General features: G+C 60.5%; 11 protein-coding genes and 1 pseudogene. 10 read left to right on the plus strand and 2 right to left on the minus strand.

Annotated elements, in window-relative coordinates:
* Positions 1 to 71 precede the first annotated feature (71 nt).
* Entirely contained in the window at positions 72 to 4,214 is a 4,143-nt protein-coding gene (locus LG281_RS05120; protein ID WP_404405017.1) for an Ig-like domain-containing protein, read from the minus strand.
* Between the two features lie 248 nt (positions 4,215 to 4,462).
* Positions 4,463 to 5,217 (minus strand): IS5 family transposase gene (locus LG281_RS05125; RefSeq protein WP_404400331.1). Its coding sequence is split into 2 segments (ribosomal slippage): positions 4,463 to 4,884 and positions 4,884 to 5,217, totalling 756 coding nucleotides; the frame shifts between segments, so codons are not numbered across the junction.
* A gap of 311 nt (positions 5,218 to 5,528) precedes the next feature.
* Here LG281_RS05125 and LG281_RS05130 point away from each other — a divergent pair.
* The 10 genes and pseudogenes from LG281_RS05130 (at position 5,529) to LG281_RS05175 (ending at position 20,325) form a co-directional block, all read left to right on the plus strand.
* Entirely contained in the window at positions 5,529 to 6,644 is a 1,116-nt protein-coding gene (locus LG281_RS05130; protein ID WP_404405019.1) for a microcin C ABC transporter permease YejB, read from the plus strand.
* Positions 6,645 to 7,738 (plus strand): annotated as a pseudogene (locus tag LG281_RS05135) (ABC transporter permease). It abuts the gene before it with no gap.
* Complete coding sequence (locus LG281_RS05140) at positions 7,735 to 9,354, plus strand: ABC transporter ATP-binding protein (protein ID WP_404405021.1); 1,620 nt, start codon at positions 7,735 to 7,737, stop codon at positions 9,352 to 9,354. The pseudogene LG281_RS05135 and the gene LG281_RS05140 overlap by 4 nt, the downstream one beginning before the upstream one ends.
* A gap of 75 nt (positions 9,355 to 9,429) precedes the next feature.
* Positions 9,430 to 11,289, plus strand: a complete 1,860-nt coding sequence (locus LG281_RS05145; protein ID WP_404405023.1) for an extracellular solute-binding protein — start codon at positions 9,430 to 9,432, stop codon at positions 11,287 to 11,289.
* Positions 11,290 to 11,345: 56 nt separating this feature from the next.
* A complete protein-coding gene (locus tag LG281_RS05150; protein ID WP_404405025.1) occupies positions 11,346 to 12,608 on the plus strand; it encodes an NAD(P)/FAD-dependent oxidoreductase in 1,263 nt (420 codons plus the stop codon).
* Between the two features lie 111 nt (positions 12,609 to 12,719).
* Positions 12,720 to 13,868 carry an L-lactate dehydrogenase gene (locus tag LG281_RS05155; protein WP_404405027.1) on the plus strand — a complete coding sequence of 383 codons (1,149 nt, stop codon included), beginning with the start codon at positions 12,720 to 12,722 and terminating at the stop codon, positions 13,866 to 13,868.
* Between the two features lie 179 nt (positions 13,869 to 14,047).
* Positions 14,048 to 14,923, plus strand: a complete 876-nt coding sequence (gene nadC / locus LG281_RS05160; RefSeq protein WP_404405029.1) for a carboxylating nicotinate-nucleotide diphosphorylase — start codon at positions 14,048 to 14,050, stop codon at positions 14,921 to 14,923.
* Positions 14,924 to 15,069: 146 nt separating this feature from the next.
* A complete protein-coding gene (locus LG281_RS05165) occupies positions 15,070 to 15,636 on the plus strand; it encodes a helix-turn-helix transcriptional regulator (protein ID WP_404405031.1) in 567 nt (188 codons plus the stop codon).
* Positions 15,637 to 15,769: 133 nt separating this feature from the next.
* Positions 15,770 to 16,966, plus strand: a complete 1,197-nt coding sequence (locus LG281_RS05170; protein ID WP_404405033.1) for an efflux RND transporter periplasmic adaptor subunit — start codon at positions 15,770 to 15,772, stop codon at positions 16,964 to 16,966.
* Positions 16,963 to 20,325 (plus strand): efflux RND transporter permease subunit, encoded by a 3,363-nt coding sequence (locus LG281_RS05175; protein ID WP_404405035.1) that lies wholly within the window; start codon positions 16,963 to 16,965, stop codon positions 20,323 to 20,325. Before LG281_RS05170 ends, LG281_RS05175 begins: the two co-directional genes overlap by 4 nt.
* Positions 20,326 to 20,339 lie beyond the last annotated feature (14 nt).

The following is a 20,339-nucleotide window of genomic DNA, read 5'->3' on the forward strand; positions in this document are numbered from 1 at the left end:
GCAAGCGCCGCGGCCCCCGCATGCGCTGCGCCCGAGGCCGGGAGGATGGCCCCGGGCAGGGAGGTCAGGCCTCAGGTGATGACGAGGTTCATCTCCGACATGAGCGAGAGATTGCCGCCCAGATCCACGGCATAGGCGTGATAGCTCGCGCCGCTGCCAAGGAGGCCGTCCGTATCGAGCGCCACGGTTTGCGTCTCGTCCGTGATCTCGACCGCGTTCTGGTGATCGTCGGCGGCGTTGGTGATGTCGTTCAGACTGTTCACTGTCACCGAGTCGTTGACCAGATAGACGGTGCCTTTAGCACTGCTTTTGACGTCGATGCTGTCTCCAGCGTTGATCGTGAGGCCGTCATTGAGCCAGCGCGCGTTGTCCTGATTATAATTCGCTGCATAGATATCGTCATGGCCGTCGCCGTCGAAATCACCTACAGCCACGCCATAACTGCTTACTGACGTTCCGCTGGCACTTGTGCCGCCGGCTTTAAACTGCCCTGGATTGTCTTTGTCATTGAGCCAGAGTTGGTTTGGTCCATTGACATTCGCAACATAGATATCGTCGAGGCCATCGCCGTTGAAGTCGCCCACAGCCACGCCAAAACTGTTTTCAGTCGTTCCGCTAGCGCTTGTGCTTCCAGGCTTGAATTGCCCTGGATTGTCTTTGTCATTAAGCCAGAGTTGGTTGGCTTGGCCGTTATTCGCAACATAGATGTCGTCGAGGCCATCGCCGTTGAAGTCGCCCACAGCCACGCCATAACTGTTTTCAGTCGTTCCGCTGGCGGTTGTGCCGCCGGTGTTGAAAGTCCCTGGATTGTCTTTGTTATTGATCCAGAGCTGGTTCGGTGCGCCGGCATTAGCCACATAGATGTCGTCGAGCCCGTCGTTGTTGAAGTCACCCACAACCGCGCCAAGACTTTGTTCATTCGTGCCGCTGGCGCTTGTGTTACCAGGATTGAAAGTCCCTGGATTGTCTTTGTCATTGAACCAGAGTTGGTTCGCTTGGCCGCCGTTCACGACATAGATATCATCGAAGCCATCCTTGTTGAAATCGCCCACAACGCCCCCCCGACTACTTTCACTCGTGCCGCTAGCGCTTGTGTTACCGGGGTTGAAAGTCCCTGGATTGTTTTTGTCATTGAACCAGAGTTGGTTTGCCTGGCCGACATTCGAGACGTAGATATCGTCGAAGCCATCCTTGTTGAAGTCGCCCACACCCACGCCATAACTCCCTTCAGTCGTTCCGCTGGCGCTTGTGCCGACAGTGAACTGTCCCGGATTGTTCTTATCACTGAGCCAGAGTTGGTTTGCTTGGCCGCCGTTCACAACATAGATATCATCGATGCTATCCTTGTTGAAATCGCCCACACCCACGCCAAAACTGTACCCACCCGTATCCCCAGTGATATTGTTGAGCGTAAACTTCGGATCCGCATTCACAATCGTCGCCACCGGCTTCGTCGCATCCACCGTCGCCTTCACCTCCAGCGACTTGTTCTCCGACCCGTCCATTGAGCGCACGGCGACCTCGGTGCCGTTGGCGAGCGAGAGGCCGGTGAAGCTCCAGTTGCCCGCGCTGTCCGCGGTCGTGGTCACGTCGATCACGCCGTCGCCGTTCTGGTCGAGCAGCATCGTGGCGAAGGCCTCGTCCACCGTGCCCGTGACCATGCTGGCCCCCGCCGCGGTGATGTCCGGATTGCCCGGCGCCGTCGCATCCACGACCTGCTCGACCCGGCCCGACATCGCGCCGGTCTCGGGGTCGGTCGCCCAGACGTGCACCGGATCGCCTTCCTTATCCTGGGGGCGCGGGATTATATTCTTCACCTCCCAGGTGCCGTCGGCACCCACGGTCGTGGTGAAGTCCGCGACGCCGTCGCCGGTCGAGTCGACGCTGATCTCCGAGCCCGGCGTGCCCGTGCCGATGGCGGAGATCCCGTGCGAGAGGAAGAACACCGGCGTATCGGGAACGTGCGCATCCACCGTCATGGTCTGTTTCGATGAGACCTGCGGCGTGGCGTCGCTGTCCTGCGTCCACGCCGTCACTGCCGTGCCGTCGGCCAAAGGCGTCGATGGCGTGTAGCTCCAGGTGCCGTCTGCCTTGGTGGCGACGCTCGCATCCGAAGTGCCGTCGCCATCGAGGTCGAGCATCACCGTCGTGCCGATGGGGGCCGAGCCCGAAACCACGGTGCCATTGCTGGCGCTGATCGAGGGCGCCGCCGGCATGGCGGCAGCACCGATGCCCGAGCCGCTGCCGTCGGTATCGGTCACCACCGTGACCGGCTCGGAGACATTGCCCGCCGCATCCTTGAGCGTCACCGTCACCGCAGTGCCATCGGGCAGCTTGGAGGGGAAGGTGTAGTTGAAGGTATCGCCGGTGACCTGCACGGTCTCCTTCCCGCCGGCCCATTCGATCGTGACCGTCGTGCCGGGTTCGGCAAGCCCGGTGATCGCCGCCCCGTCGGACGCCGCAATCGTGGCGCTGGCGGGCGCGACGGCGTCCCAGGTTACCGTATCGGGCTGGGAATCGTTGCCGTTCTTGTCGGTCTGGGTGACCGAGAGGCCGGCATTGTTGGCCGGTGCGGGGGAGAGCGTCGTGCTCCACTTGCCGTCGTCGCCCACCGTCGTCTTGCCCACGACCTGGCCGGTGTCCTTGTCGACGATGGTGATGCTGTCGCCCGGCGTGCCGGTGCCCATGAGCGTCGTCCCCTCCTGGTGCGCGTCCGGCGCATCGGGGCGGTTGGTGCCGATGGTGACGTCCGCGCCCAGGGAATCGTTGCCGTTCGCATCGCTCTGGACCGCGGTGACCTGATCGCCATTGGACGGCTTGGGATCGGGCGTGATCGACCACGTGCCATCCTCGCCGACAGTCCCCTTGCCGATCACCTGACCGGTGGTCTCATCGGTCACTGTCACCGAATTGCCCGGCGTGCCGGTGCCGGTGATGGCGTCCGGGCCGTACTGGTCGATGGTCGGTGCATCGGGGCGGTTGGCACCGATGGTGACGTCCGAGCCCTGAGAATCGTTGCCGTTCTTGTCGGTCTCGACAGCGGTGACCTGATCGCCATTGCCCGGCTTGGGGTTGGGCTCGATCGACCATTTGCCGTCCGGGCCGACCTCGACCTGGCCGAGCTGCTGGCCGGTCGACTCATCGACCAGGGTCACCGTATCGCCCGGCGTACCGGTGCCCGAGAAGCTGTCCGGACCGTACTGGTCGATCTCCGGCGCCGGCGGCCGGTTCGCGCCGATGGTCACCTCGGTGCCCGGGGAATCGTAACCGTTCGGATCGCTCTGGACCGCGACCACCTGATCGCCATTGGACGGCTTGGGATCGGGCGTGATCGACCATGTGCCGTCGGGTTTGACCGTCGTCTCGCCGATCACCTTGCCGGTCGTTTCGTCGGTCACCTTGACGGTATGGCCGGGCTTGCCCGTGCCGGAAATCTTGTCGGGGCCGTACTGGTCGATATCGGGCGCTTCGGGACGCGCCGTGCCGGGCGTCAGGTCGACCGGCTCGGACGTCCCGCCCTCAGGGCTGGTCTCGGTCACGGTGAGATGATCGTTCGGGCCGGGTCTCGGGTCGAAGGTGATCGACCAGTTGCCGTCGTCGGGGATGGTTACCGAGCCCATATCCTGGCCCGTCGTTTCATTGTGGATCGTGATCGTGTCGCCCGGCTTGCCGGTTCCCGACATGCCCTCCGGGCCATAAAGCGTGATCTCGGGCTGGGACACATAGCTATCGCTGCCCCCGCCGCCATTCTTGCCGCCGCCGCTGCCGCCGGCCACCGCCACGACGCCGCCGAGTGCCAGCGCGCCGAGACCGGCCAGCCCGGCCGCGCCCAGGCCGCCGAACGCGCCCGCCGCACCGGCAGCCCCCGCCGCTCCGACCCCGGCCACGCCGACGGCCGGCGTCAGCACGCCGTCCGCGGCCGCCGAGGTCCCGAATTCGACCGGCACATATTCGCCATTGCTCGTGAGCAGATCGAGCACCGGAACATCCCGGTTACCGTCGTCGAAATAGTCCGCAAGAACGATCACCTCGCCGCTCTTGAGCTGGATCACCAGATCGTCGCCGCGCCGGACATAGCCCGCGACGTCGCTCACCGCCACGTCGAGCTGGATCAGCGCCGTGTCGGCGGCATCGACTGCGGCACGGGTTCCCGCCAGCGCCTGCGGCACCTTGACCTCGCCATTCTCCATGGTGACTTTGGCTACATGAAACATTGGTCTTTCCTCTAAGGTAAATCCGACGAGAGCCAGGGGCTCGACCGTCGCGATAGTCTGTCGTTCAATTGGTTACAGCGTCGTGAAATGCTCGCTACATGGAAATACTTATTCCCTCTGAACCCAAAACGCCCCGCAGAAACAAACTTCTATACTGGAGAATACTTATACCTGAGCGATTCATAAGGAGACTTTACGGGTGAACGGCCCCATTTTTTACAGACCAATTTAGGCTCAGGACTCGTTAATCAGAGCCAGAAGATGACGGTTGCGGCGATGCAGATGGCTGAAAAGAAGGTGTGAGCGCATCGATCGTAGCGGGTAGCGATGCGCCGCCAGTCCTTGAGCTTGCCGAACATGTTCTCAATTCTATGGCGCTGGCGATAGAGCGCTTTGTCGTAGTCGATCGGCTGCTTGCGGCTTTTGGTCGGCGGAATGCATGGCTCGATGCCCCTGTCAGCGAGAGCTTGGCGGAACCAATTGCTGTCGTAACCCTTGTCGCCAAGCAGGCTGTCGGCGGACGGCAGCACGTCGAGCAAGAGCCTGGCGCCCTTGTGGTCGCTCATCTGGCCTTCGCTCAAAAGCAGTATCAGCGGCCGGCCCTCGGCGTCGCAAACGGCGTGCAGCTTGGAGTTCAGCCCGCCTTTCGTCCGCCCGATACGACGGGGAACATCCCCTTTTTAAGAAGGCTCGCCGCGGTGCGGTGGGCCTTCAGATGCGTGGCGTCGATCATGATGCGCTCGGGTTGCGGCCCTTCGCCGGCCAGCGCTGCAAAGATCCTGTCGAACACGCCCAGCCGGCTCCAGCGAATGAAGCGATTGTAGAGCGTCTTGTGCGGGCCATACCCGCTTGGTGCGTCCTTCCACTGCAGGCCGTTCCTGATCACGTAGATGATGCCGCTAACCACCCGCCGGTCGTCAACCCGCGGAATGCCGTGGGAAAGCGGGAAATACGGTGATATCCGCGCCATCTGGCGCTCGCTCAACAGAAACAAATCACTCATCAGGACCTCCTTCATCGGAGACCCTGAATCACATCTCACATCAAATTAATAGGTCCTGAGCCTAGCTGGTCCCGATTGGAGGGATCAGGTTTTGGGGCAGGGACTTCCCGGCAGCATCACGACACGCACGCCGTCCGAGCGGCGGTATGGCGATCGAAGGCACCGCTCAAAGAGCTGGCTCGCGGCCACCTCAAATATCCGTGCCCGTCGTATTTTTTCCCCTTTTACGCCTGTAACAAAAACGACATGGTTGAAGTCCGCGTTCGCCGTTAGAACCGGCGTATGCAACCGGACCGTGAAACGGAGTTTCGATGGGCGCCTATATCCTGCGACGCCTCTTGCTGATGATCCCGACGATCTTCGGGATCATGGCTATTTCGTTCCTCGTCATTCAGTTTGCACCAGGTGGTCCGATCGAACAGATGATCGCCCGGATGAGCGGCACCAATGTCGATGCCCTGACGCGCGTTACCGGCACGGTCGAAGGCGATTTTGCGGGGCAAGGTATCGACGCTTCGGGCGGAGAGGATAGTGGCGAGGGTAGCACCTATCGCGGGGCACGCGGGCTTTCTCCGCAATTCATCGCTCAGCTCGAGGCTCAGTATGGCTTCGACAAGCCGCCGCTCGAACGCTTTTTCACAATGATCTGGGACTATCTGCGGTTCGATTTCGGAGAATCCTATTTCCGCGATATCTCCGTGGTCGATCTGGTACTCGAAAAAATGCCCGTCTCGATCTCGCTCGGGCTCTGGATGACGTTGATATCGTACGGGATTTCCGTTCCGCTGGGGATTGCCAAGGCCGTGCGCGACGGCTCGCGGTTCGACGTCTGGACCTCCGGTATCATCATCATGGGCTATGCCATCCCCGGCTTTCTCTTCGCCATACTGCTCATTATCCTGTTTGCCGGAGGCTCGTTCTGGTCGATCTTCCCATTGCGCGGACTGACCTCGGACAATTTCGCGTCCCTGCCCTTCCATATGCAGGTGCTCGATTATTTCTGGCACTTGACCTTGCCGATCATCGCCATGGCTGTTGGCGCATTCGCGACAACGACGCTTCTGACCAAGAATTCCTTCCTCGACGAAATCCGCAAGCAATACGTCGTCACCGCCCGTGCGAAAGGCCTTTCGGAGCGCCGCGTGCTCTACCGCCACGTCTTCCGCAACGCGATGCTGCTCATCATCGCGAGCTTTCCTGGCGCATTCATCGGCGCGTTCTTCAGCGGATCGCTTCTTATCGAAACGATCTTCACGCTCGACGGTCTGGGACTGTTGGGCTTTGAATCCGTTCTCAACCGCGACTATCCGGTTATTTTCGCAACGCTCTACGTCTTCTCTCTTCTCGGACTGATCATCGGACTGATCTCCGATCTCACCTATATGTGGATCGACCCGCGCATCGACTTCGAGTCGCGGGAGGTTTAGGTGGCTCTTTCCCCGATCAACAGGCGCAGGCTTGACAATTTCCGCAAGAACACGCGCGGGTACGTCTCGTTCTGGCTGTTCCTGATCCTCGTCGCGGTTTCGCTATGCGCGGAGGCGATTACCAACGACAAACCGCTTGTCGCCTACTACAAGGGCAGGTGCTGTTTCCGGCGGTCATCAATTATCCCGAGACGAAATTCGGCGGGTTCCTTGCTCAAACGCAATACCGCTCTCGCTTCATCCAGGACGAGATCAACGAAAACGGCTGGATGATCTGGCCGCTTTTCCGCTACTCGTACCGCACCAAAGACAGCGCCCTTCCCGTTCCCAACCCTGCGCCTCCGAGCTGGATGATGAGCCGGGAAGACGCCTGTGCGCGATATTCCGAAGGCGCGAGTTCTCCGGACTGCGTCCTCGGCAACATGCACATTCTGGGGACAGACGATCAGGGCCGCGACGTGTTTGCGCGGCTCATATACGGGTTCCGCATATCTGTACTGTTCGGCGTGGTGCTCACCGTACTCTCGTCGATCATCGGGGTCGCTGCGGGCGCTGTGCAGGGATATTTCGGGGGCTGGACGGACCTCTTGTTCCAACGCTTCATCGAAATCTGGTCATCGATCCCCGCGCTTTATCTTATCCTCATCATATCGAGCGTCATCGCGCCCAACTTTTGGATCCTGATCGTGATTCTGCTCTTGTTTTCCTGGGTGGCACTGGTGGGGATCGTGCGCGCGGAGTTCCTGCGCGGTCGGAATTTCGAATACATCAATGCGGCGCGGGCGCTCGGGGTCAACAACCGAACCATCATGTTCCGGCACCTGCTGCCCAACGCCATGGTGGCGACGATCACCTTCATGCCGTTCATTCTCGGGGGCTCGATTACGACGCTCACCTCGCTCGACTTCCTCGGCTTTGGCATGCCGCCGGGTTCGCCCTCACTGGGGGAACTGCTCGCGCAGGGCAAAAACAACCTGCAGGCGCCATGGCTCGGGCTCACGGGTTTTGCCTCGATTTCCATCATGCTAAGCCTGCTCGTCTTTGCCGGCGAAGCGGTGCGCGACGCGTTCGACGCGCGCAAGACATTCGCATGAGCACCATGACCGAGCCCCTGCTTTCAATCCGCAACCTCGATGTCGATTTCGCGCTTGGCGGGCGGACGATCGAAGCCGTCAAGTCGGTGAGTTTCGACATCGCGCCCGGAGAGACGGTCGCGCTCGTCGGGGAATCGGGCTCGGGCAAATCCGTGACGGCACTCTCCGTGCTCAAGCTGCTGCCCTACCCTTCGGCGCAGCATAAGCAAGGGGAAATCGTCTTCAAGGGCCGCGACCTGCTCGCTCTACCCGACAAGGATTTGCGCCGCGTGCGGGGCAACGACATTTCGATGATCTTCCAGGAGCCGATGACCTCGCTCAATCCGCTCCACACCATCGAGCGGCAGATCAGCGAGGTTCTGTTCACCCATATTGGGCTTTCGAAGACGGCGGCGCGCAAGCGCGTGCTCGAACTCCTGGACGCCGTGGGTATTTCCAACCCCGAAACACGGCTCAACGCCTTCCCTCACCAACTCTCGGGCGGACAGCGCCAACGTGTGATGATCGCCATGGCCCTGGCGAACGAGCCGGACCTCCTCATCGCCGACGAACCGACCACCGCGCTCGATGTCACGGTGCAGGCGCAGATCCTCGACCTTCTGCGCGATGTTCAGAAGAAGATGGGCATGGCGATGCTCTTCATCACCCATGATCTCGGCATCGTCAGGCGCATGGCAGATCGCGTATGCGTCATGCAGAACGGAGAAATCGTCGAGAGTGCGGAGACCGGCACGCTCTTTAGCAATCCGCAACATGCCTATACCAAACACCTGCTCGCGTCGGAGTTGGCCGAAGCACCGCCGCCGGTGGACCTTTCGCGCGACATCGTCATGCGTGCGGATGACCTCAAGGTCTGGTTCCCGATCAAGCGCGGCGTCTTCCGGCGGACTGTGGGGCACGTCAAAGCCGTCGACGGGATTGACCTCGCCGTCCGTGAAGGACAAACGCTCGGGATAGTTGGCGAATCCGGCTCGGGCAAAACGACGCTCGGGCTGGCATTGCTGCGGCTGGTCTCTTCGAAAGGGCGGATCGTCTTCCAGGGCAAGGACATCCAGAATGTCCCCTCCAAGGCCATGCGCCCGTTCCGGCGGCACATGCAGGTGGTTTTCCAGGATCCTTATGGCTCACTCTCACCGCGCATGACGGTGGGCGATATCGTCGCCGAAGGAATGGCCGTGCATATGCCCCATATGACGAGGAGGGAACGGGAAGCCGCCGTTTCGCGTGTCCTCGAAGAAGTGGGCATCGACCCCGCCAGCCACGACCGCTATCCGCACGAGTTCTCCGGCGGGCAACGCCAGCGTATCGCGATTGCACGGACATTGGTGCTGGAACCGGATTTCATCATTCTCGACGAGCCGACATCGGCGCTCGATATGAGCGTGCAGACACAGATTGTGAGGCTCCTGCGCGATTTGCAGGCGCGGCGCGGGCTCACCTATGTCTTCATTTCGCACAACCTCAAAGTCGTGCGTGCGCTCGCCAGCGAGGTGATGGTGATGCATGAGGGCAAGGCAGTCGAGCGGGGGCCGACGGCACAGATTTTCGACGCACCGAAACACGAATATACCCGCACGCTTCTCGCGGCGGCACTGGAGGACGGCAGAACCTCCTGAAATGATATCGCCACGACCGGACGCTCTGCGTTAAGATCAAGCCTGGCGGCCCGCACAACGGAAGAGGAGACAGCGATGAAATTTCACGCCCTTGCCTTGAGTTTCGCCATTGTGGGCGCGCTTGCGGTACCGGCTACCGCGCAGGACAACGACAGCGGCTGGCTGAGCGCCTATACGATCGACGGCAGCGCTCCGAAATACTCTGAAGGCTTTGAACATTTCGACTACGTCAATCCCGATGCGCCCAAGGGCGGGGTCGTGCGGGTTTCAGCGCTGGGATCGTTCGATACATTCAATCCCATCCTCACGCAGGGTGAACCGGCAAGCGGGCTCGGTCTGGTCTACGAGACGCTTTTCGCCCTCTCGGCCGACGAGCTTTCAGCGCATTACGGTCTCATAGCGGACGCCGTTCGTTATCCCGACGACTTTTCCTCGGTCACCTTCCGCATCGACCCTGATGCGCGCTGGGCGGATGGAGAGCCCATCACCGCCGAAGACGTCAAGTGGAGCTTCGAAAAGCTCACTGAACTCAATCCGTTTTACGGAGAATACTACGCCAGCGTCAGCGATATCGTGATCCCCGAGCCGGGACAAATCACCTTCAATTTCAGTGAAACCGATAATCGCGAGCTACCCTTCATTATGAGCGAGCTTCTGGTCCTCCCACAGCACTGGTGGGAGGGTACCGATGCCAATGGAGAGCCGCGCGATATCGGTGCCTCGACACTCGAACCACCCATGGGATCGGGACCCTACGCCCTGGACAGCTTCGTCCCCGGCCGCACCGTCACATTCGCGCGCCGCGACGATTATTGGGCCGCGGACCACCCCGTCAATGTGGGGCAGAACAATTTCGATGAGTACAGGGTGGAATATTTCCGCGACACCACGGTCATGTTCGAAGCATTTAAAGGCGACGAATTCGACTGGTGGACCGAGAACCAGGCCCGCCGCTGGGCGACGGCCTACGATTTCCCTGCGGTTCAGCAAGGCCGGGTGATCCTTGAGGAGTTCGAGGAGCCCTATCGCGACTCGGGTGTGATGGTCGGGTTCGGGTTCAATCTGCGGCTCGATAAATTCTCCGATCCGCGCGTACGCGAGGCGGTCAACTACGCCTTCGATTTCGAGGAACTCAACCGGACGTTGTTTTACGGCCAGTACGAGCGCGTCGATTCCTATTTCTATAGCTCTGATCTCCGTCATGAAGGCCTGCCCCAGGGCGAGGAACTGGAAATCCTCGAAGAGGTGCGCGACATGGTGCCTTCTTCCGTTTTCACCGAGCGCTATACAAATCCCACCGGAGGGTCCGAAGAGGCGCTGCGCGAGAACCTGCGGACTGCGCTCGAACTGTTTGCCGAAGCCGGCTATACCTTGGACGGCGACAGGCTGGTCGACGCCAATGGTGAACAGTTCAGCTTCGAAATTCTCCTCAATGGCCCGACTATCGAGCCGGTCGCGCTGCATCTGGCGGACAATCTTAACCGGATCGGTGCCAATGTGACCGTGCGTTCGGTGGATTCCCCGCAATATGTCAATCGCCTGCGCAACAGGGATTTCGAGGTGACCTACGTCTCGTGGGCACAATCGCTCTCTCCGGGGAACGAGCAGCGCGGGTTCTGGGGCTCAGGATCGGCGGATGTGGAGAGTTCGCGGAACTATCTCGGCATTGCCGATCCAGGCATCGATGCGCTCATCGACAAGATCGTCTTTGCCGACGACAGGGAAACGCTCGAAGCAGCGACCAAGGCGCTCGACCGCGTGCTGCTCGCGCACCATTTTATCGTGCCAAGCTATGTGATCACCTATGCGCGGACGGCACGATGGAACCGGTTCAGCCATCCCGAGACGCTGCCGACCTATTCCATCGGTTTCCCCACGATCTGGTGGTGGGATGAGGAAAAAGCGCGAGAAACCGGCGGAGCGACGGTCAATTAACTTCGTCCGGGTCCGGCGCATCGGACCCGGCCCTCCTTTGTTAGGCCCTAATCTCCATGACACATGACGTAATTGTTTTGGGCGCTGGAATGGTTGGCGTTTCGACGGCCATTCACCTCGTGCGGCGTGGCCGTTCGGTATTGCTCATCGATCGGCGCGCGCCGGGGCAGGAAACCTCCTTCGGTAATGCCGGGATCATCCAGCGCGAGGGTGTGCGCCCGCATCCCTTCCCGCGCGATCTGGCGACGCTGGTACAGGTGGGGCTGCATCTGAGTACGGCAGCGCGATACGATCCGTTATCGCTACCCCGGTTTGCGCCGGCGCTGGCGCGGTATTGGTGGAAATCCTCGCCCGAGAGCTACAAGGCGATCGTTAAAAGCTATGCGCCGCTGATCGGGCAGTCGATCGACGCGCATGCCGATTTCATTGCGGCGGCGGGCGCAGAAGACCTGATCGTCAAGAACGGCTGGTATCTGGCGTTCCGCACGGACACGGTGCTTAAGGCAGAGGTGCGCAAGGCGCAGGCTGATCATGATGAGTATGGCATTCATTATGAGGTCGTGGACGGTGCCGAGATGGCGCAAATCGAGCCTGGGCTCAAGTTGCGGCTTGCCGGTGCGGTGCACTGGCTCGATCCATGGACCGTCCGCGATCCGGGCGCGCTGGTTTCGGCCTATGCACGGCTTTATGCAGGGTTAGGTGGCGAGGTTGCGACAACCGAGATTAAAGGCGTCACCCAGGACAGCACCGGGTGGAGCGTCGAGACGGGTGCGGGGCCGTATCGGGGCCGCGAAATCGTGATTGCCCTCGGGCCGTGGGCGCAGGAAATCCTCGATCCGCTGGGCTACCGGTTGCCGCTGTTCGTCAAGCGCGGGTACCACATGCACTACCGTCAGCCCGAAAGTCAGCCGCTCAAAAACTGGTTGCTTGATGCCGAGGTGGGTTATCTGCTAGCGCCCATGCAAAAGGGCGTCAGGCTGACGACCGGGGCGGAATTCGCGCCGCGGGATGCCGCGCCGACGCCGATCCAGCTCGGGCGTGCGGAAAGAGCGGCGCGCGGGCTCATCGATCTGGGTGAACGGCTCGATCCGCAGCCGTGGAAGGGTGCCCGCCCCTGCACGCCGGACATGATGCCTATCATCGGCGCTGCACCCAAGCATCGCGGGCTCTGGGTCGCGATCGGGCACGCACATCACGGGTTCACGCTCGGACCCGCGACCGGACGGGTTCTCGCCGAGGTCATGACGGGTGAAAAGCCGGTAGTCGACATCACGCCGTTCGCAATGGAGCGGTTCAGCGGGACCTACCCTAGTACCTGATGTTGGGTATCCCTGGGGGACGCGACAATAGCGTCCTTCCCCCCGGCATTGATGCAGGCTACACAGGACGCGCTGGCTCGTCGGGAAACACCAATCGGGTGGGGGAAAAGAATGAACGCCTATACAATCCACGATCTGATGGACAAAGCGCGCCGGCGCGTGCCGCGCATGTTCTTCGATTATGCGGATTCGGGATCGTGGACCGAAAGCACCTACCGCGCCAACGAGGAGGATTTCCAAAAGATCCTCTTCCGCCAGCGGGTCGCGGTTGACATGACCAACCGAACGCTTGCGAGCAAAATGATCGGCGAGGACGTGTCGATGCCGGTCGCCATTGCGCCGACAGGCTTCGGCGGGATGCAGCATCCGGACGGGGAAATGCTCGGGGCCAAGGCCGCTGTCGAGGCCGGCATTCCCTTCACGCTTTCAACGATGAGCATCTGCTCGATCGAAGACGTTTCCGAAGCGATTGGCGGTAAACCGTTTTGGTTCCAGCTCTATATGATGAAAGACCGCGATTTCATCGCCAACCTCATCGACCGGGCCAAGGCGGCTAATTGCTCGGCGCTCGTGATTACGCTCGACCTGCAAATTCTCGGCCAGCGTCACAAGGATTTGCGCAACGGGCTGTCCGCCCCACCCAAGATCAATCTCAACACAGTCATGCAGCTTGCGACCCGGCCGCAGTGGTGCCTCTCCATGCTGGGCACGCGTCGGCATACCTTCCGCAACATCGTCGGACACGCCAAGAATGTGGGCGATCTCTCGTCGCTCTCATCCTGGACTGCCGAGCAGTTCGACCCCCAGCTCAACTGGTCGGACATCGAATGGATCAAGGAACGTTGGGGCGGCAAGGTTATCCTCAAAGGTATCATGGATCCCGAGGACGCCAAGATGGCGGTATCTACTGGCGCGGACGCGATCGTGGTTTCGAACCATGGCGGGCGGCAGCTTGACGGCGCACCGTCCTCGATTGCCGCGCTGCCGGGAATCGTCGATGCGGTCGGCGACAAGATCGAAGTGCATATGGATGGCGGCATCCGGTCGGGGCAGGACGTCCTGCGCGCGTTGTGCCTTGGGGCCAAGGGCGTCTATATCGGGCGCGCGTGGCTCTATGGCGTCGGCGCGGGCGGCCAGAAAGGCGTCGCCAAGGCGCTCGAGATCATCCGCAAGGAGCTCGATATCACGATGGCGCTTTGCGGGGAGCGCGATATCAACAATGTCGGCCCGCATAACCTCGCCGAAAGCGGGCTGAGCTAGGGCCTGACCCAAAAGTCCGCGGCTGAGGATTGGCGAGGGATTTTTGGTTGGAATCGAGAGGGAATTTTGGGCAATATTGGACATATTGGCTAAAATTCCCTCTCGATTCCAACCAACAAAGACCCGCCAAGCCGACCCGTCGGACTTTTGGGTCAGGCTCTAAGGGCCTGTTAACACTTATGACCGCCGCACCGATCCCCCATCCGCCCACCCTGCCCCGGCATATCGTTGAAGCCGCCGTTCGCATGGCCTTCGCCGAAGACCTTGGGCAGGCAGGCGATATTACGTCACAAGCCACCATCGGACCGAATGCGACGGCGGTCGCGCGGATCAATGCGCGGGAATCCGGCGTCATCTGCGGCCTCGATTGCGCGCTCGCAGCCTTCTCCGCAATCGGGGACGGGCTTAGCGTAGAGACTTTCCTCCGCGACGGAGATAGGGTCGAGGCGGGCACCGCCGTGCTTCAAGTGTCGGGCAATGCGCGACTCGTGCTCGCCGCCGAGCGCACCGCGCTCAATTTCATGACGCATCTTAGCGGCATCGCAACGCTCACACGCCGCTTTGCCGACGCCGTGTCACATACCCCTGCCCATATCTGTTGCACGCGCAAAACCACGCCAGGCTTGCGCGCGCTCGAGAAATACGCCGTCCGGTGCGGCGGCGGACACAACCATCGCTACGGGCTCGATGACGCGATCCTGATCAAGGACAACCATATCGCCGTTGCCGGAAGCGTCACCGAAGCCGTTGCCGCAGCGCGGACATTTGCCGGACACCTGGTCGCAATCGAGGTCGAGGTCGACACGCTCACCCAGCTCGCCGAGGCGCTCGATGCAGGGGCCGAAGCTGTTCTCCTCGACAATATGAGCAACGAGGTTCTGCGCGAGGCCGTTGCGCTCACGGCCGGACGCGCCAAGCTTGAAGCCTCGGGCAATGTCACGCTCGAAAGGGTCGCGTCTATTGCCGAATCCGGCGTCGACTACATCTCGACCAGCCGGATCACCATGGCAGCGATTCCGCTCGACCTGGGACTCGACATCGCCATTAAGGGCTGATTAGGCTTTATTCAAATTTATATGCGCGTGTTGCCAATCGCTCGTTAAGGTAGAGCGCTCAAATTTTATCCTTCGGATTGCCATATCCACAAAGGTCATATATAGAGCTACCATATTCTCGACCAGCATATGGATGGCTATCCGATATGAACGTCCGCACACTGTGCCTTTCGATTCTCCATGAGCGGGAAGCGAGTGGGTACGAAATCCGGAAAATGTGCACCGAAGGCGAATGCGCCTATTTCGTCGACGCCAGCTATGGGTCGATCTATCCAGCCCTTTCGCGACTGGAAGACGAAGGACTCGTGACGAGTCGCGTTGAACATCAGGACGGCAAGCCTTCGAAAAAGATGTATGCGATCACCGATGCCGGGCGCTCGGCGTTCGTTGAAGCCCTGAGCGAGCCGCTCGGAGACGAGGTTTATCGCAGTCCATTCCTCCTGTTCGTTCGATATGCGCATTTGCTGCCGGCAGATCTGGTGGAAAAACGAATCAAGGAGCAGATCGCGCGGCTCGACGCAAAGCTCGACGATCTTGCGAAATTCAAAGCCGAACTGAATGCCGACCCGTCTGCTAGCCATTCCAACGATGCATGGCTGCTACGCTATGGTCAAACTTGTCTATCTGTTGCACGCGATGAACTCAATGCCCACATGGATGAGTTGATTGCGACAGCCCGGCCGTCCGACGCCCTTGCGTCCGCCGCCGAATAAGTGCCGCTTGCGGCTGAATGCGATTTAGTGTTATAGATTAGTAGTACACTAGAATCGAACCAAGGTTTGGAATGCCGCGCGCGGTGTTGTCTCGCCGTAAAATGACGTGGCGCTATTGTGGGGACTGCCGTCCATGCGTTTTTTAAGATCTTACGGCCTGGCTTTTCTAATCGTCCTGGGCATTGCCGCCTGGATGATTTCGGGCACGCTCATCGAAGGCGGCCAAGGGGCCGGCAACGGCGAACAGCCGTTGATCGACGCGATTGAGGGCGAAGATGGGCCGCTGCGTCCGGCTCTCGAAGCCGTAGGGATTCTCCAGCCGGTGGATGAGAGCGCTGAAGAGCCGATCACCGCAGTTGCCCAGGCGGAGGTCGAAGATCCCCTCCAGTCGGTTCGTGTTTCGACCTATACTGCTCAGGATATGCCGCAAATCATTCAGCTGCGCGGCCGCACCGAGGCCAACGCTGCCGTCGCTGTGCGCGCTGAAACCAGCGGCAATGTCGAAGAAATGCACGTCACCAAGGGACAGACGGTCGCTGCAGGCGACCTTCTGTGCACACTCGACCAAGGCACGCGCCGGGCCTCCCTGGCGCAGGCCGAAGCCCAGCTCGCTCAGGCTCAGGCTGATCTCGATAATAACACGCAACTCCGCGAACGTGGAGTTGCAGCGCCCAATACGGCTCGCCAATACGAGGTTGCTCTTGCCTCCGCTCAAGCAGCGTATGAACAAGCATTGGCCGAATTGGAGCGCACCGAGATCACCGCGACGATTTCCGGCGTGGTGCAGGAGCCAATGAGCGAGTTGGGCGCTTACCTTTCGGCCGGCAGCGAATGCGCGACTGTCGTGCAGCTCAACCCGATGATCTTCGTCGGCCAGGTGCCTGAGGCACGCATTGGTGCGCTCACGGAAGGGGATCAGGCCCAGGTGACGACGGTTACCGGGCAGGAGGTCCTTGGCGAGGTCCGGTTCATCGCCGCAACCGCGGACCCTGCATCGCGCTCGTTCACGGTTGAGATCGAATTGCCGAATGCAGACGGCACGATCCGGGATGGTGTCACTGCGGACGCGCTCATCCAGACCGGGACGATCAAGGCGCATCTAGTGCCCCAGTCGGTTCTGACGCTCGACACGGACGGAACGCTCGGCGTGCGCGCGGTCGTGGATGAAGACACAGTTGAATTCTATCCGATCGAAGTGGCCCGTGATACCCGCGAGGGCATGTGGGTGACCGGGCTGCCCGAGACGATCGACATCATTACTTTGGGACAGGAATTTGTGCAGGCCGGGCAACAGGTCACGGTCAGCCGTGAAGAGGGCGCTCTGTCATGATGAATTTTCTCGAAGCCGTTCTGCGGAGGCCGAAGACGGTTCTTACGGCCATGTTCGTCCTACTCGCAGCGGGCGTCTCGGCCTATATCAACCTGCCCAAGGAAAATATGCCGAACATCGACGTACCGTACCTGTACGTCTCGGTATCTCAGACCGGCGTGTCGCCGTCAGACGCTGAAACGCTGCTTGCACGGCCGCTCGAGCAGGAGCTGCGCGATCTCGAAAATCTCGAGCACATCCGCTCCACCTCGACAACCGGTCACGCCTCGATCTTTCTCGAGTTCAACATCAATGCCGACAAGGACAAGGCGATGGACGACACGCGGCAACGCGTGGACCTCGCCAGGTCCCAATTGCCCAGCGATGCCGACGATCCGACCGTACACGAGGTTGACGTTTCCGGCTTCCCGATCATCACGGTCGCCGTTTCGGGCGATGTGCCCGAACGCACCCTGACGACCTACGCCGAGGAACTCCAGGACGCCATCGAGGGTATCTCGACGGTGCGCGAAGTCACGCTTTCGGGCACCCGCGAAGAAGTACTGGAAATCGATATCGATCTCCTGAAGCTCGAGTCCTACGGCCTGACCACGAGCGAACTGCTTGATGCACTGAACCGTAACAACATGGTCGTGCCCGCCGGTTCGCTCAACACCGGGCAAGGTCAGTTCAACCTCGAAGTGCCGGGCCTCATCGAAAACGCTGAGCAGGTCTATTCGCTGCCGCTCAAGACGGTGAACGACACCGTCATCACGTTCTCGGATGTCGCAACCATCAAGCGCACGTTCAAGGATGCGACCGAATATACCCGCGCCAATGGTGAGCCCGCACTGATCCTGGGCGTCAACAAGCGCACGGGTACCAACATCATCGACAACTCCGAAAACGTCCGGCGCGTCGTTGCGGAGACAACCGCCGACTGGCCGAGCGTCATCAATGTCAGCTTCATGCTCGATCAGGCAATTTCGGCCGAGGACATGCTGACTTCACTTCAAGGGTCGGTCATCACCGCCGTCGTCCTGGTCATCATCGCAGCAGTTGCGATGCTCGGGCTGCGGCCGGCGTTGCTCATTGGGCTTTCGATTCCGATCTCATTCATGACGGCGTTCCTGATCCTGCAGTTCCTGGGGATCAATATCTCGATGATGGTGATGTTCGGCCTCATCCTTACCGTCGGTATGCTGGTCGATAGCGCCGTGGTGATGGTGGAGTATTCCGAGCGTAAGATTTCCGAAGGCCTGCCCCGCAAGGAAGCCTTCATCCGTGCCGCCAGGCTCATGTTCGTTCCGGTGCTTTCGTCCATGGCGACGACGATCGCGGCTTTCCTGCCGCTGCTGTTGTGGCCTGGCATCATCGGCAAGTTCATGAGCTACCTGCCGATGACCGTGATCGTGACGCTGATCGCGTCGTTCATCACGGCGATGGTGTTCATCCCCGTGGTCGGCGGCATGGTCGCGCGCAAAAAGATTTCGCAAGCGGAGAAGGAACGTGCCGATGCGCTGTCCGGCGCGGCCGCGGCCACTTTCGATCCCAAGAATGTGCCTGGACCAGCTGGCGTTTATGTTCGGATGCTTGCGTTTTTCGTCAAACATCCGATCCTCGTGCTTGTTCTTGTTTTCGGCGGTATTGGCGGCATCTTTTTCGCCTATGCTTCCAATCCGACGGGTATGGTCGCCTTCCCCGAGGTCGAGCCGGAATACGCCACCGTGGCGGTTACCGGACGCGGCAACTATTCGCCCGAGCAGATCCGCGATATCATGGTTGAGGTGGAACAGGCCGTGATGCCAGTCGAAGGCATCAGCGAGATGATCATGAATTTCGGGTCTACCGGTGCGGTCGCCTCGGTCCCGAACGATACCATCGGCAACCTGCAGCTCGAACTCGCACCATGGAAAGACCGGCGCAAGGCGAGCGCGATTTTTGCCGATATTCGCGAGCGTACAGCCAATATTGCCGGTGTCGGCATTCAGCTTGTCGAGGCAGAGGGTGGTCCCCCGGCCGGCAAGGACATCAACCTTACGGTCCGGTCGAGCGTCTATGAGGATCTCGGGCCGACGGTGGCGCGCGTCCGCGACTACATCGAGAACGATCTGGGCAATGCGATCGACGTGGAAGATACGAGGCCCCTGCCCGGCATCGAATGGGAAGTCACCATCGACCGCGACATGGCAGCCCGGTTCGGCATCGGCGTGCGCGAATTGAGCCCCTATGTTCAGCTCGTCACCTCCGGGCTGACTATCGGGTCGTACCGTCCGGACGATGCCGACGATTCGCTCGACATTGTTGTGCGCCTGCCGCAGAACGAACGAACGTTCGAAGCACTCGATACGATGCGGATCGTCACTCCGAACGGGCTGGTCCCGGTGTCGAACTTCATCCACCGCCAGGCCGCACCCAAGGTGGCTAACATCAGCCGCGAGGACGAAGCCTATGTGATGAACGTCCTTGCCAATGTCGATGGGGTCGATGCGGAAACTGGCGAAGAGGTCATGACGGCGACGAAAGTGGCCGAACTTCAGGCCTGGATGGCCGAACAAGAGTGGCCTTCCACGATCACATTTGATTTCGGAGGCGCCGACGAACAGACACAGGAGACCAACCAATTCCTGTCGCAGGCCGGCATGGCGGTTATCTTCCTGATGTTCCTGATCCTGCTCACCCAGTTCAACAGCTTCTATCAGGTGCTGCTGACGCTCTCGACAGTCGTCATGTCGACTGCGGGTGTGGTCTTGGGCATGATGGTTACGGGGCAGCCGTTCTCGGCGATCATGACGGGTATTGGTGTCGTCTCGCTGGCCGGTATCGTGGTGAACAACTCGATCATCCTGATCGACACGTTCAACCGCTTCCGCGACGAGAACGTCGATCCAGTCGTGGCCACGCTGATGACCGGCGCGCAGCGTCTGCGCCCGATCATGCTTACGACTGTAACAACAGTGGCGGGCCTGGTTCCAATGGCCCTTGGCGTTAACTTCGACTTCTTCAACCGCATACTCGAAGTGAACGGACTGTCAGGTGGTTGGTGGTCGTATCTGACGACTGCGGTCATCTCGGGTCTGACGTTCTCGACGCTGCTGACGCTGATCGTGGTCCCGGTCATGTTGGTTGCGCCGCATCTATGGAAGCAGCAGATCATGGCCACTACCCGGTTCTTCGGAGCGCTCTGGATGTCTCTCATGGGGCTCTTCGATCGCAGATCCAAAGCCCAGCCGGCAGGCGGTGGCCAGGTCGCTCTCCCGGACGGCGCGGTCATCCCCGAGACGATGGCAAACGCGAACGCCAACGAGCCCGATCAGACGGGCCTCGTGGAAACCGAAAAGAACGGGGTCACCGTGGTTTCCCGGCAAGCCGCCGAATAAGTTCTCCCTCCAAG

It is taken from the genome of Pelagibacterium halotolerans (assembly GCF_044811015.1).
GTDB classification, from domain to species: Bacteria; Pseudomonadota; Alphaproteobacteria; order Rhizobiales; family Devosiaceae; genus Pelagibacterium; species Pelagibacterium halotolerans_A.

Bases quoted from the DNA above. Each gene is read 5' to 3' on its own strand.
- LG281_RS05170 (WP_404405033.1), top strand. From the start codon at position 15,770: ATGCGTTTTTTAAGATCTTACGGCCTGGCTTTTCTAATCGTCCTGGGC.
- LG281_RS05140 (WP_404405021.1), top strand. From the start codon at position 7,735: ATGAGCACCATGACCGAGCCCCTGCTTTCAATCCGCAACCTCGATGTC.
- LG281_RS05145 (WP_404405023.1), top strand. From the start codon at position 9,430: ATGAAATTTCACGCCCTTGCCTTGAGTTTCGCCATTGTGGGCGCGCTT.
- LG281_RS05130 (WP_404405019.1), top strand. From the start codon at position 5,529: ATGGGCGCCTATATCCTGCGACGCCTCTTGCTGATGATCCCGACGATC.
- LG281_RS05150 (WP_404405025.1), top strand. From the start codon at position 11,346: ATGACACATGACGTAATTGTTTTGGGCGCTGGAATGGTTGGCGTTTCG.
- LG281_RS05175 (WP_404405035.1), top strand. From the start codon at position 16,963: ATGATGAATTTTCTCGAAGCCGTTCTGCGGAGGCCGAAGACGGTTCTT.
- LG281_RS05120 (WP_404405017.1), bottom strand. From the start codon at position 4,214: ATGTTTCATGTAGCCAAAGTCACCATGGAGAATGGCGAGGTCAAGGTG.
- LG281_RS05165 (WP_404405031.1), top strand. From the start codon at position 15,070: ATGAACGTCCGCACACTGTGCCTTTCGATTCTCCATGAGCGGGAAGCG.
- nadC (WP_404405029.1), top strand. From the start codon at position 14,048: ATGACCGCCGCACCGATCCCCCATCCGCCCACCCTGCCCCGGCATATC.
- LG281_RS05155 (WP_404405027.1), top strand. From the start codon at position 12,720: ATGAACGCCTATACAATCCACGATCTGATGGACAAAGCGCGCCGGCGC.